Here is a 13,105-nt window from a genome sequence, read left to right as displayed (position 1 = left end):
CGTTACCGTCTTGTGATAAATCGCGGGGCGGCACCCCCACCTTCGCCGCCCGCGCCAGGCTGAGTCGGGATAACGACATCTTGAATGCATTGACAAAACTTCATCAGACGCGTTCGCCCCTGCTGCGATGTGTGGTCGCCGGGATTTTGCTGGCTCTGGTGTTCGCCGGCGGTACGGCAGTCGCCACCCACAAAACGGTGACCCTCGAGGTCGACGGCGCATCGGTCACGGTTCCCACCATGAAGTCGCGCGTGATCGACGTCGTGACCGAGAACGGGTTCGACGTGGGGGAGCGCGACGATCTGTATCCGGCGGCCGACACCCCCGTGAACCAGTCGGACACGATCGTCCTGCGCCGGAGCCGTCCCCTGGAGATCTCCACCGACGGCGGCGGCACCGAGCAGGTCTGGACCACGGCCTCGACCGTCGACGAGGCGCTCGCCCAGCTGCAGATGACCGACAAGGCTCCGGTCGCGGCGTCCCGCGCGAGCAGGCTGCCGCTCGACGGAATGGAACTTCCGGTGGTCAGCCCGCGAAACGTGCAAATCGAGGACGCCGGTCAGATGCGATTCGTGCGGCTCGCGGCGCCGAATGTGGGCGCGCTGCTGGAAGCATCCGGAGCCCCGCTTCAGCAAAGTGACGCCGTCATTCCGGCCGCGTCGACGCCGATCACGGATGGAATGCACATCAGGGTGACGCGTGTCCGGGTTGCGAAGGTCACCGAGCGGTTGCCGCTGAATCCGAACAATCAGCGCGTCGAAGACGTGAATCTGAACATGAGCCGGCAGATCGTCGAGAATCCCGGCGTTCCCGGCGTTCAGGACGTCACTTTCGCGGTGTCGACCATCAACGGTGTGGAGACCGGCAGGCTGCCAGTAGCCAATGTCGTCATCACTCCGGCGGTTGACGGTGTGCTGAGGGTCGGCGCCAAACCCGGTACCGAGGTGCCGGAAGTGCGCAACGGGGGCACCTGGGACGCCCTCGCGCGGTGCGAAGCGGGTGGTAATTGGTCGATCAACACCGGTAATGGCTACTTTGGTGGCGTCCAATTTGATCAAAACACCTGGGAACGCAACGGGGGTCTGAGGTATGCTCAGCGAGCGGATCTGGCAACAAGAGAAGAGCAGATCGCGATTGCTGAGGTGACTCGGGCGCGTCAAGGTTGGGGGGCGTGGCCGACCTGTAGTGGGAGGATCGGTGCGTCGTGACAATACGGCTGCTCGGGCGAACTGAAATACGGCACTTGGCGAAGTCGATCGACTTCCGGCCCCGAAAGTCTTTCGGACAGAATTTTGTCCACGATGCGAACACCGTGCGCCGCATCGTGTCGGCGTCCAGCGTGAACCGGTCCGACCATGTACTCGAGGTCGGGCCCGGGCTGGGGTCTCTGACACTCGCCCTGCTCGACCGCGGTGCGCGGGTGACCGCCGTGGAGATCGACCCGGTGCTGGCGACCCAGTTGCCGACGACGATCGCGGCGCATTCGCACAGTGAAGTCAACCGGCTCACCGTGCTCAACCGGGACATCCTGACGTTCAAGCAGTCGGACATGACCGAGATGCCGACGGCACTGGTCGCCAACCTGCCCTACAACGTCGCGGTGCCGGCTTTGCTGCATCTGCTCGCCGAGTTCCCGTCCATCCGGACCGTGATGGTGATGGTTCAGGCCGAGGTCGCCGAGCGCCTCGCCGCCGAGCCCGGCGGCAAGGACTACGGGGTGCCCAGCGCCAAGGTGCGGTTCTTCGGCAACGTGCGCCGCTACGGCATGGTGTCGCCGACGGTCTTCTGGCCGATCCCGCGCGTGTACTCCGGTCTCGTGCGCATCGACCGCTACGAGACCTCTCCGTGGCCGACGGACACCGAGTTCCAGGAGCAGGTCTTCGAACTCATCGACATCGCCTTCGCGCAGCGTCGCAAGACCTCGCGCAACGCGTTCGCCGAGTGGGCGGGTTCCGGAAACGAGTCGGCCAGCCGACTGCTCGCCGCCAGCATCGACCCGTCCCGCCGCGGTGAGACGCTGAGCATCAACGATTTCGTCCGCCTGCTGCAGCGCAGCGCCGACTGGCACACCGTGCCGAAGGCCGACGACGCCGGCGACGACGCCGACGCACAAGCGAAGGCCGACGACGCCCAGGTGTCCACGCTGTAGCGACACGCTCCACCCGAAACGGCACCGGTCGCGCACCGGTGCCGTTTCGCGTGTCGGGCCGTTCGCGGCGGGGTTGAAGTTCACCACCCGCGCCCGTCGGCGTTAGTGTCGTGCGGTGTCCGCGCGCGACGGTAATACGGCATCGGAGTGGGTTCCCACGGGTTCGGTCACCGTCCGCGTGCCCGGCAAGGTCAATCTCTATCTCGACGTCGGTGACCGTCGGCAGGACGGCTACCACGAGCTGACGACCGTCTTCCACGCCGTGTCGCTGCTCGACGAGGTCACGGTGCGGACCGCCGACACGTTGTCGCTGGAGCACGTCGGAGAGGGCGCCGACTCACTCCCGACCGACGAGCGCAATCTCGCCTGGCGCGCCGCGGAACTGATGGCCGAGCATGTCGGCCGCGCGCCCGATGTCGCGATCTCGATCGAGAAGACCATCCCGGTGGCCGGCGGGATGGCGGGCGGCAGTGCCGATGCGGCGGCCGTACTGGTCGCGATGAATTCGCTCTGGGAGCTCGGGGTGCCGCGGCGCGATCTGCATGCGCTCGCCGCCCAGTTGGGTAGCGACGTGCCGTTCGCGCTGCACGGCGGTACGGCGCTGGGCACCGGTCGCGGCGAGGAACTCGCGACGGTGCTGACCCGCAACACGTTCCATTGGGTGCTCGCGTTCTCACCCGGTGGCCTGTCGACCGCCAAGGTCTTCGCCGAGATCGACCGGCTGCGCGCCGAGGAGGACCGCACCCTTCCACCCCGTCTGGAGTCGCCCGAACCCGTCCTGGCGGCGCTGGCGTCCGGTGATCCGGCGCAGCTGGCGCCGCTGCTCGGCAACGATCTGCAGCCGGCGGCGCTGAGCCTCAACCCGGCGCTGCGCCGGACTCTGCGCGCGGGTCTCGACGCCGGCGCGCTGGCTGGTCTGGTCTCCGGATCCGGCCCCACCTGCGCGTTCCTGTGCACGTCGGCCGGCGCCGCCGTCGACATCGGGACCGATCTGGCGGGCGCGGGGGTGTGTCGCACCGTCCGCGTGGCCAGCGGACCGGTGCAGGGCGCGCGGGTCGTACCGGCCCCGTCGACCGCCGGCTGATCGATTACTTCGCGATCACAAATAAATGTGACTCGTGACTCATTCAGCGCGCACGTTTGGCAGCTACTTAAGAGTTGCTTAAGATGATCGACGGTGACAGCTAGCGGTCGAGTCATGGACGCATCGAGTCTCCCCACCGGTACGACCGGCGGGGCGCCGAACGCGGTACGTGCAGCATTCGCCCCAGCGTGCGAAACATCACCGATTCGAGACACAACCGCTCCCCAAACGTATGCGCGCCTCCGCGAAAAGGCCGCTGAACAGGCGGAGCATGGCAAACGGGCATGTGCACCGGGGCAGATGTCGGCGAGGAGGTCGTCGTGAGCAGATTCACCGAGAAGATGTACCGCAGTGCCCACACCACGGGCAGGGGGATGGTCACCGGAGAGCCTTACGAGCCGGTCCGTCACACCTGGAGTGAGGTGCACGAGCGGGCAAAGCGCATCGCGGGCGGCCTGGCCGCCGCGGGCGTGGGTCTCGGTGACGCCGTCGGCGTCCTGGCGGGCTTCCCGGTCGAGATCGCCCCGACGGCCCAGGGGCTGTGGATGCGCGGCGCCAGCCTGACGATGCTCCACCAGCCCACCCCGCGCACCGATCTGGTGATGTGGGCCGAGGACACCATGAACGTGATCGGCATGATCGAGGCCAAGGCAGTGATCGTGTCCGAGCCCTTCCTCGTCGCGATCCCGGTGCTCGAGGAGAAGGGCATCAAGGTCCTCACCATCACCGATCTGCTGGCCTCCGAGCCGATCGAGCCGATCGAGGTCGGCGAGGACGACCTTGCGCTGATGCAGCTGACGTCGGGATCGACCGGTTCTCCCAAAGCCGTGCAGATCACCCACCGCAACATCTACTCCAATGCCGAGGCGATGTTCATCGGCGCGCAATACGACGTCGACAAAGACGTCATGGTCAGCTGGCTGCCGTGTTTCCACGACATGGGCATGGTGGGCTTTTTGACCATCCCGATGTACTTCGGCGCGGAATTGGTCAAGGTCACGCCGATGGACTTCCTGCGCGACACGCTGCTGTGGGCCAAGCTCATCGACAAGTACAAGGGCACGATGACCGCGGCCCCGAACTTCGCCTACGCGCTGTTCGCCAAGCGGCTGCGCCGCCAGGCCAAGCCGGGCGAGTTCGACCTGTCGACGCTGCGCTTCGCGCTGTCGGGCGCCGAGCCCGTCGAGCCCGCCGACGTCGAGGACCTGCTCGACGCCGGTAAGCCGTTCGGACTCGATCCCGGCGCGATCCTGCCGGCCTACGGCATGGCCGAGACGACGCTGGCCGTGTCGTTCTCGCCGTGCGGTGCGGGCCTGACGGTCGACGAGGTCGACGCCGATCTGCTCGCCGCGCTGCGTCGCGCAGTGCCGGCGTCCAAGGGGCACACCAAGCGTCTCGCCGAGCTGGGCCCGCTGCTCACCGATCTGGAAGCCCGCGTCATCGACGACCACGGCAACCTGATGCCGCCGCGCGGCGTCGGCGTCATCGAACTGCGCGGGGAGTGTGTCACCCCCGGCTACATGACCATGGGCGGCTTCATCCCGGCGCAGGACGAGCACGGCTGGTACGACACCGGCGACCTCGGCTACATCACCGAGGAAGGCAATGTCGTGGTCTGCGGCCGCGTCAAGGACGTCATCATCATGGCGGGGCGCAACATCTACCCGACCGACATCGAGCGGGCCGCCGGTCGTGTCGAGGGCGTGCGCCCGGGCTGTGCCGTCGCGGTGCGTCTCGACGCGGGCCATTCGCGGGAGACGTTCGCCGTCGCGGTCGAGTCCAACAACTGGCAGGACCCGGTCGAGGTGCGCCGCATCGAGCATCAGGTCGCGCACGAGGTCGTCGCGGAGGTCGATGTCCGGCCGCGCAACGTCGTCGTGCTGGGCCCGGGCAGCATCCCGAAGACCTCGTCGGGCAAGCTGCGCCGCTCGAACTCGGTCTCGCTCGTCACCTAACTTGTCTGCGCGAGCGCGCGTGTCCCCGGGCGCCACGCCGCGACAATCCGGGATTCCGCGCACGCTCGTCGCTCGGCCGGATAATCGGTTGGCCGATGTCGGTGGCCGCCCGTAGCGTCGAACCATGCCTTTTCCTCCGGCGATCGAAGCGCTCGACCTGGTGAAGCGGTTCGGCGACCAGACCGCCGTCGCCGGCGTCAGCTTCGTCGTCCCGCCCGGAACCGTTCTGGGCCTGCTCGGGCCGAACGGCGCCGGGAAGACCACCACGGTGCGCATGATGACGACGCTGACCGAGCCGACCAGCGGCACCGCGCGCGTGGCGGGGTTCGACGTCCGCACCCACCCCGACGAGGTCCGCCGGCACATGGGGCTGACGGGCCAGGTGGCCACCGTCGACGAGCTGCTGACCGGACGGGAGAACATCCGGATGATCGGCGGTCTCTACGGCATCCGGCGCAGAGACCTCATGAACCTGGGTGATCAACTGCTGCACCAGTTCTCGCTCACCGACGCGGCCGACCGGCCGGTCAGGTCCTACTCGGGTGGCATGCGACGGCGCCTGGACCTCGCGGTGAGCCTGCTGGCGTCGCCGCCGGTGCTGTTCCTCGACGAACCCACCACGGGACTGGATCCCCGCAGCCGCAGCGAGCTGTGGGACGTGCTGCGGGGTCTCGTCGCGCAGGGCACCACGCTGCTGCTGACCACGCAGTACCTCGAAGAGGCCGATCAACTCGCCGACAACATCGTGGTGATCGATCGCGGCCGGATCATCGCCGAGGGCTCTCCGCTGCACCTGAAACAGCAGGCGGGACGGGCAAGCCTGGTGGTGACCGTCGCCGACGCGGCGGACCTCGAATCCGCCCGGGGCCTGCTGGCCCGCACCGGCGCCGAGGTCTACGTCGACGCCGGGGCCAGGCGGCTGACGGCGACCGCCGACGGGCTCGACGACATGGTCAAGGTGGCGGGCTGGCTGCGTGACAGCGGGATCACCGTCGACGACATCGGCTTGTCCCGGCCCAGCCTCGACGACGTGTTCCTGATGCTGACCGGGCATCGCACCGACGACACCGAGGAGGTCGGCGCATGACCGCCGTGGACAGTCAGACACATACCCCGGTGCAACCGCGGCCGGTGCCGATCCGGCCCACCAACCTGGCGCAGCAGTCGTGGATCATGGTGAAGCGCAACATGATCCACACCAAGCGCATGCCCGAGATGCTCAGCGACGTCACGGCGCAGCCGATCATGTTCGTGCTGTTGTTCGCGTTCGTGTTCGGCGCGTCGATCACCAACACCGGGGGAGCGTCCTACCGCGAGTTCCTGCTCCCCGGCATCCAGGCCCAGACCATCGTGTTCTCGGCGTTCGTGGTGGCCTCCGGGATCACCGCCGACGTCGAGAAGGGCATCATCGACCGCTTCCGGTCGCTGCCGATCTCCCGGTCGTCGGTGCTGATCGGGCGCAGCATCGCCAGCGTCATCCACTCGTCGCTCGGCGCACTGGTGATGGCGCTCACCGGCCTCGCGATCGGTTGGCGCATCCGCAACGGGGTCGGGGAGGCCGTGCTCGCGTTCGCCCTGCTGATGCTGTTCGGCTTCGGGATGATCTGGTTCGGCATCCTGATCGGATCACTGATGCGCAGCGTCGAGGCGGTCAACGGGGTGATGTTCACGGCGCTGTTCCCGGTGACGTTCCTGGCCAACACGTTCGTGCCGACCGAGCCGATGCCGCACTGGCTGCGCGTGATCGCCGAATGGAATCCGGTGTCGTCACTGGCCCAGGCGATGCGCGAACTGTGGGGCAACGGCGGACCTGCGCCGGCGAGTGCCCAACTGCCGCTGCACTATCCGGTGGCCTCGACGATCCTGTGGTCGCTGGCGCTCACCGCGGTGTTCGCGCCGTTCGCGCTGTACGCGTACAAGCGCCGAACCGGAGGCTGACCCTCCGCCGAACGTGCATTCCAGCAGGCCCCCACTCGAACTTCTTCTGCTGGAATGCAATGTCGGCGGAAAGGGGGGCGTCAGCTCCAGGCGTGCACGGTGTTCTGTGCGGGCTCGATCCCGAGCTCGATCAGCAGCTCGGTCGCATCGGCGGCCTGCTCGATGATGGTGCCCAGCTCCGGGCGCTCCCGCGAGTTGAACGGTTCCAGCACGAAACTGGCGCCCGACTTCTGTCCCGGCGGTCGGCCGATGCCCACCCGAACCCGCTGGAAGTCGTTGGTGCTCAACGCCGATCCGACCGACCGCAGCCCGTTGTGCCCCGCCACGCCGCCGCCGGCCTTCAGCCGGATACGGCCGAAGTCGATGTCGAGCTCGTCGTGGATGATCACGACGTCGGTGGGGGCGATCGAATAGAACTTGGCGAGTGGGCCGACCTGTCGGCCGGACTCGTTCATGTACACCCGCGGCTTGGCCAGTACCACCGGACGGCCCGCGAGCCGTCCGGTGGTCACCTCGGCACCGGATTTCTTGTGCACCTTGAACGTCTCGCCCATGCGGTCGGCGAGGACGTCGGCCACCATGAACCCGATGTTGTGCCGGGTGGTGGCGTACTGCGGTCCGGGGTTGCCCAGGCCGACCACCAGGACGGGTTCGGCCATGCCTGGATTCGCCTACTCGGACTCGGCGGCGGCTTCGCCCTCGGACGCGCCCTCGCCCTCGGCGGCTTCGTCGGCGCCCTCGGCGGCCTCCTCGGCCGATTCGCCGCCGCCCTCGGACTCCAGGTCCTCAGCGGTCGGGGCCGCGACGACGTTGACGACCAGCGTCTCCGGGTCCGCGATCAGCGTCACGCCGCTGGGCAGCTCGATCTGGCCGGCCAGGATCTGGGTGCCCTCTTCGGCGCCCTCGACCGACACGGTGAACTGCTCGGGGATCGACTGCACGTCGGCCTCGATCTCGACCACGTTGGCGTCCTGGGTGACGAGCGTGCCGGGTGCGGCCTCACCCTCGACGATGACGGTGACCTCGACGGTGACCTTCTCGCCCTTGCGCACGACCAGCAGGTCGGCGTGCTGGATGTTGCGGCGGATCGGGTGGATCTCGATCGCCTTGGTCAGCGCGAGCTGCTCGGTGCCGTCGATGTCGAGGGTCAGCACGGCGTTGGTGCCGGCGTGACGGAGTACGGCGGCGAAGTCGCGGCCGTCGAGCTCCAGGTGCTGGGGGTCGGTGCCGTGGCCGTACAGCACCACGGGGACGCGGCCTTCGCGGCGGGCGCGGCGCGAGGCGCCCTTGCCGGTCGTGCTGCGGACCTGCGCGGTCAGATTGTTGGGGGCGTTCTTCGCCATCGGTCTGTGCTCCTGTGCCGGTGTCTCGGTATCGGGCACGGCCAGGGTTGCACACCAGAAGTGATGTTCCCGTCGATAACGGCGGCCCTGCAACAGCAGGCCACCCTCGCCGTGACGCGTCCGCAAGGGTAGCTCAGCGAGGCCGGGAACCGGAAATCAGGGCGGGAACTCGACGCCTGTGAGCTGCTCGGACAGCGTCCACAGCTGGGCCGCGGTGGTCCGGTTTCGGGCCAGCGGGCTGCGCCACGTCGCGACGGTGGGGCCGAACATCGTGAAGCGTGGCCCGATGAAGCTGTCCCCGGCGACGTCCCGGGCCACCGCGTAGAGCGTCTGGCGGGCGCCGAAGTCGGCATCGGTGGCCATCCGGTTGCCGGCCCGCGCGATCTTCTCGCCGAGCGGGTTGCCGGAGTGCCCCTGCAGGTTGGTCGCCGAGTAGCCCGGATGTGCGGCCACTGCGCGGACCGGGGACCCCGCCCGGCTCAGCCGTCGCTGCAGTTCGCTGGTGAACAGCAGGTTGGCCAGCTTCGACTGCCCGTACGCGGGCCAGGCCAGATACGGCCGTGACTTCCAGTTCAGGTCGTTGAGGTTGATGCGGCCGAACAGATGCATCATCGAGGACACCGTGACGACCCGGTCGCTGATCTTCGGCAGCAGCAGGTTGGTCAGCGCGAAATGCCCGAGGTGGTTGGTGCCGATCTGGCTCTCGAACCCGTCTGCGGTCAGCGCATACGGGACGGCCATGATGCCGGCGTTGTTGACCAGCACGTCCACGGAGTCGACGCCGTCGGCGAACTCGCGCACCGACGACAGGTCCTGCAGGTCGAGCCGGCGGACCTCGACGTCACCGGACATGGAGTCGGCCGCGGCGCGACCCTTGTCGAGATTGCGGACCGCCAGGATGGTGGTGGCGCCGACGCGGGCGAGTTCACGGGCGGTCACCAGGCCCAGTCCGCTGTTCGCTCCGGTCACGATCACCGTGCGTCCGGCGAACGAGGGCAGGTCGGCTGCGGTCCAGTCGCTCATGCCCCCACAGTAACGGCCGGGTCAGGGCACCTTGACGGTGAAGCCCCGGATGATCTCCTCGATGTCGGGGGCCTCCTCGGCGGCTTTGTCGGCGTACCCGGTGACGGTGAACTGGACGAGGTAGCGCTGCGAGGCCGGCGGTGCGCCGGTGGCGATGACGATCCGGTTGTAGCTGTGCATGCGGGTGCCGGCGAGGTCGTAGCTGCCTTCGATCATCGACGACGGGAAACCGCCGAAGTCGGCGGTGGAGGTGTTGAGTTCGGTGAAGTTCTCCGACGTCTCGGCATCGGTGTTGGCGTGGCTGAGGGCCTGGGCGACGTCGAAGTCCCCGTTGAGCTCGAACACGATCAGCATGGCCGTCGGATAGGTCTCGCCCTTGGCGATCATCCGGGTTCCGGGCGACAGATTGCTGTTGCGGTAGGGCTCCCACCCCTTCGGCGTCGGCATCGAGACCGTCAGGTCGGTCAGCTTGTCCGGGGCGACGGGCTGGCCGGCCACGCCCGCCTGTTCGAGGAAGGTCGCGATGGACATCGGCTCCGCGGAGTCGGCGGCCGCGCTCGGGGAGGTCGGCGTCGCGCTCGTCGTCGACCAGATCGACTGGTAATCCGGTGTTTCCGTGGTGCATCCGGTGAGCGCCAGGGCTGCCGCGAAGGCGATCGTCAGCCGGAGGCGCACCGTCACAGAATCTCGCGCACGTTGTCGAGCGGCCGGGCCAGGCGGGTGCCCTTGTCCGTGATCACGAACGGACGCTCGATGAGGATGGGGTGTTCGGCCATCGCGTCGAGCAATGCGTCGTCGTCGGCCGAATTCAGACCCAGTTCGGTATAGAGCGATTCGCGTTTGCGCACCGCGGACCGCACGTCGATGCCGGCGTCGCGGATCATCGTCTCGAGTTCGGCCCGCGTCGGCGGCGTCTTCAGGTAGAGCACGATCTCGGGTTCGATTCCGTTGTCGCGCAGCAGGTCCAACGTCTTGCGTGAGGTCGAGCACTTGGGGTTGTGCAGAATGCGCGCCACAGGGCTATGCCGATCCGTCGAAAAGGCTTGTCACCGAACCGTTGTCGAAGACCGCCCGGATGGTGTTGGCCAGCAGCGGCGCGATCGAGAGCACGGTCAGCTGCGGGAAACGCTTCTCTTCGCTGATGGGAAGGGTGTTGGTGACGATCACCTCGCACGCACCCGACTCGGCGAGCCGGTCGCGGGCCGGGTCGGACAACACGCCGTGGGTCGCGGCGATGATCACGTCGCCGGCGCCGTCCTCCTTGAGCAGCCGCACCGCGCCGGCGATGGTGCCGCCGGTGTCGATCATGTCGTCGGTGATCACACATGTCTTGCCGCGGACGTCGCCGACGACACGGTTGGACTTGACCTGGTTGGGCACCAGCGGATCGCGGGTCTTGTGGATGAAGGCCAGCGGCACGCCGCCCAGGGAGTCGGCCCACTTCTCGGCGACGCGGACGCGGCCGGAGTCGGGGGAGACAACGACCATGTCGTGGTCGGCGTAGTTGTCGGCGATGTAGCCCGTGAGAAGCTTCTGGGCCCGCATGTGGTCCACCGGGCCGTCGAAGAAGCCCTGGATCTGGTCGGTGTGCAGGTCGACGGTCACGATCCGGTCCGCACCGGCGGTCTTGAACAGGTCGGCGATGAGACGCGCGGAGATGGGCTCGCGGCCGCGGTGCTTCTTGTCCTGGCGGGCGTACGGATAGAACGGCAGGATCGCGGTGATGCGCTTGGCGCTGCCGCGCTTGAGCGCGTCGATCATCAGCAGCTGCTCCATGATCCACTCGTTGAGCGGCGCGGGATGGCTCTGCAGCACGAAGGCGTCGCAGCCGCGCACCGACTCGTCGAAGCGGACGAAGATCTCGCCGTTGGCAAAGACCCGGGCCGTCTGCGCGGTCACCGGGACGTCGAGCTCCTTGGCGACCTGCTCGGCGAGTTCGGGGTGCGCCCGACCCGAGAAGAGCATCAGGTTCTTGCGGTTGTCGGTCCAGTCGTGGCTCACGGGGCTGCCCTCGGCGTCGGCGGTGGATACGGGGTCATCGTACGGAGCGCGGACGCCCCTGTGCTGGCGGGTTACCAGAATGCCAACAAACGGCTGCCGAACGCTACTCGCCGGTAGCCGGGGCCGGTTTTGCGGTGGCCGCGGCGCGGTCGGCGGCAGCCGTGTCCCCGTCGGCGGCCGCCGCCTCGGCCGCTGCGGCCGCCTTGCTGCCCGGCCGTTTGCGCGCCACCCATCCCTCGATGTTGCGCTGCGGACCGGCCGACACGGCCAGCGCGCCCGGGGGTACGTCGTCACGGATGACGGTGCCCGCGCCGGTGTACGCGCCGTCGCCGACGGTCACCGGGGCGACGAACATGGTGTCCGAACCCGTGCGCACATGCGAGCCGATCGTGGTGCGGCTCTTCGTTTCTCCGTCGTAGTTGACGAAAACGCTGGAGGCGCCGATGTTGCTGTGCTCGCCGATGTCGGCGTCGCCGACGTAGGTCAGGTGCGGCACCTTGGTGCCGGTGCCGATGGTCGCGTTCTTGGTCTCGACGAACGCCCCGAGCTTGCCGTCCGCCCCGAGCGCCGTGCCGGGCCGCAGGTAGGTGAACGGGCCGACGGCCGCGCCGGCACCGATCTGCGACGACGTCCCGTGGGTGCGGATCACCTGCGCGCCGTCTCCGACCGTCACGTCGGTGAGCGTGGTGTCGGGTCCGATCTCGCAGCGGCCGCCCACGGCGGTGGCGCCGAGCAGCTGTGTTCCGGGACGCACGACGGTGTCGCGGCCGATGGTCACGTCGACGTCGATCCAGGTTGTCGCCGGGTCGACGATCGTCACGCCGGCCCGCTGATGGGCCGCCACGACGCGTCGGTTCAGCTCGGCCCCGAGGTCGGCGAGCTGCACCCGGTCGTTCACACCGGCGACCAGCGCGGGGTCGTCGACGTGCACGGCGCGCACGGTGCCGCCGTCGCCGCGCACCAGCGCGATCGCGTCGGTCAGATACAGCTCGCCCTGGGCGTTGTCGGTCTTGAGGCGACTCAGCGCGGACCGCAGCGCGCCCACACCGAACGCGTAGACCGCGGCGTTGACCTCGGTGATCGCGCGCTGGGACTCGGTGGCGTCGGCCTGCTCGACGATGCCGATCACCTCGCCGTCCTGGGTGCGCAGGATGCGCCCGTAGCCGGTCGGGTCGGCCATCGTGGTGGTCAGCAGGGTGACATCCGCCGATTCGGCGTCGTGGGTGGCGATCAGCTGAGCCAGCGTGTCGGTGTCCAGCAACGGCACATCGCCCGCGGTGACCACGACGACGCCGTGAAAGTCCGCGGGCAGCGCCGCCAGCCCGCATTCCACGGCGTGGCCGGTGCCGCGCTGCTCCTCCTGGACGGCGATGTCGACGGTCCTGCCGAGGTGTTCGCCGATCTGCAGGGCCGCCGGCGCGACCTGCTCGCGATGCTTGCCGACGACCACCACGAGGTGGCGGGGGCCGAGACCCGCGACGGCGTGCACGCTGTGGGCGAGCATGCTGCGACCGGCGAGGCTGTGCAGGACCTTCGGGGTGTCGGATTTCATCCGGGTGCCGGCACCTGCTGCCAGGATCACGACCGCGGCGTCACTCATGGGTTCCTTCCC

The 13,105-nt window shown here is 68.4% G+C and carries 13 protein-coding genes; 6 read left to right on the top strand and 7 right to left on the bottom strand.

What is annotated here, in order from left to right:
• The first annotated feature begins 80 nt into the window (after positions 1-80).
• The 6 genes from DYE23_RS22250 (at position 81) to DYE23_RS22225 (ending at position 7,126) form a co-directional block, all read left to right on the top strand.
• Complete coding sequence (locus tag DYE23_RS22250) at positions 81-1,208, top strand: resuscitation-promoting factor (RefSeq protein WP_115328178.1); 1,128 nt, start codon at positions 81-83, stop codon at positions 1,206-1,208.
• A complete protein-coding gene (gene rsmA, locus DYE23_RS22245) occupies positions 1,205-2,149 on the top strand; it encodes a 16S rRNA (adenine(1518)-N(6)/adenine(1519)-N(6))-dimethyltransferase RsmA (RefSeq protein ID WP_115328177.1) in 945 nt (314 codons plus the stop codon). The genes DYE23_RS22250 and rsmA overlap by 4 nt, the downstream gene beginning before the upstream one ends.
• A 115-nt stretch (positions 2,150-2,264) precedes the next feature.
• Positions 2,265-3,233 (top strand): 4-(cytidine 5'-diphospho)-2-C-methyl-D-erythritol kinase, encoded by a 969-nt coding sequence (locus DYE23_RS22240; RefSeq protein ID WP_115328176.1) that lies wholly within the window; start codon positions 2,265-2,267, stop codon positions 3,231-3,233.
• A 320-nt stretch (positions 3,234-3,553) separates the two neighbouring features.
• Entirely contained in the window at positions 3,554-5,188 is a 1,635-nt protein-coding gene (locus DYE23_RS22235; protein WP_115329070.1) for a fatty acyl-AMP ligase, read from the top strand.
• Positions 5,189-5,312: 124 nt separating this feature from the next.
• A complete protein-coding gene (locus tag DYE23_RS22230) occupies positions 5,313-6,275 on the top strand; it encodes an efflux ABC transporter ATPase subunit, DrrA-related (RefSeq protein WP_115328175.1) in 963 nt (320 codons plus the stop codon).
• On the top strand, positions 6,272-7,126 hold the full coding sequence (locus tag DYE23_RS22225; RefSeq protein WP_011892828.1) for an ABC transporter permease: 855 nt from the start codon (positions 6,272-6,274) through the stop codon (positions 7,124-7,126). Before DYE23_RS22230 ends, DYE23_RS22225 begins: the two co-directional genes overlap by 4 nt.
• Positions 7,127-7,206: 80 nt before the next feature.
• Here the strand turns inward: DYE23_RS22225 and pth are convergent, their stop codons facing one another.
• The 7 genes from pth to glmU all read right to left on the bottom strand — a co-directional run bounded on the left by pth (position 7,207) and on the right by glmU (position 13,093).
• On the bottom strand, positions 7,207-7,785 hold the full coding sequence (gene pth, locus DYE23_RS22220) for an aminoacyl-tRNA hydrolase (RefSeq protein ID WP_011892829.1): 579 nt from the start codon (positions 7,783-7,785) through the stop codon (positions 7,207-7,209).
• A 12-nt stretch (positions 7,786-7,797) separates the two neighbouring features.
• Complete coding sequence (locus DYE23_RS22215) at positions 7,798-8,469, bottom strand: 50S ribosomal protein L25/general stress protein Ctc (protein ID WP_011892830.1); 672 nt, start codon at positions 8,467-8,469, stop codon at positions 7,798-7,800.
• Positions 8,470-8,625: 156 nt separating this feature from the next.
• A complete protein-coding gene (locus tag DYE23_RS22210) occupies positions 8,626-9,492 on the bottom strand; it encodes an oxidoreductase (RefSeq protein ID WP_115328174.1) in 867 nt (288 codons plus the stop codon).
• A 21-nt stretch (positions 9,493-9,513) separates the two neighbouring features.
• The gene (locus tag DYE23_RS22205; RefSeq protein ID WP_115328173.1) at positions 9,514-10,173 is read right to left on the bottom strand and encodes an LpqN/LpqT family lipoprotein; all 660 of its coding nucleotides are present in this window, start codon (positions 10,171-10,173) and stop codon (positions 9,514-9,516) included.
• Positions 10,170-10,508, bottom strand: a complete 339-nt coding sequence (gene arsC / locus DYE23_RS22200; RefSeq protein ID WP_115328172.1) for an arsenate reductase (glutaredoxin) — start codon at positions 10,506-10,508, stop codon at positions 10,170-10,172. The genes DYE23_RS22205 and arsC overlap by 4 nt, the downstream gene beginning before the upstream one ends.
• A 4-nt stretch (positions 10,509-10,512) precedes the next feature.
• Positions 10,513-11,493, bottom strand: a complete 981-nt coding sequence (locus DYE23_RS22195) for a ribose-phosphate diphosphokinase (protein WP_011892834.1) — start codon at positions 11,491-11,493, stop codon at positions 10,513-10,515.
• 103 nt (positions 11,494-11,596) lie between these two features.
• Complete coding sequence (gene glmU / locus DYE23_RS22190) at positions 11,597-13,093, bottom strand: bifunctional UDP-N-acetylglucosamine diphosphorylase/glucosamine-1-phosphate N-acetyltransferase GlmU (RefSeq protein WP_115328171.1); 1,497 nt, start codon at positions 13,091-13,093, stop codon at positions 11,597-11,599.
• Positions 13,094-13,105 lie beyond the last annotated feature (12 nt).

Source organism: Mycolicibacterium gilvum (assembly GCF_900454025.1).
Lineage (GTDB): Bacteria > Actinomycetota > Actinomycetes > Mycobacteriales > Mycobacteriaceae > Mycobacterium > Mycobacterium gilvum.
This window is presented reverse-complemented; position numbering and strand designations above follow the sequence as displayed.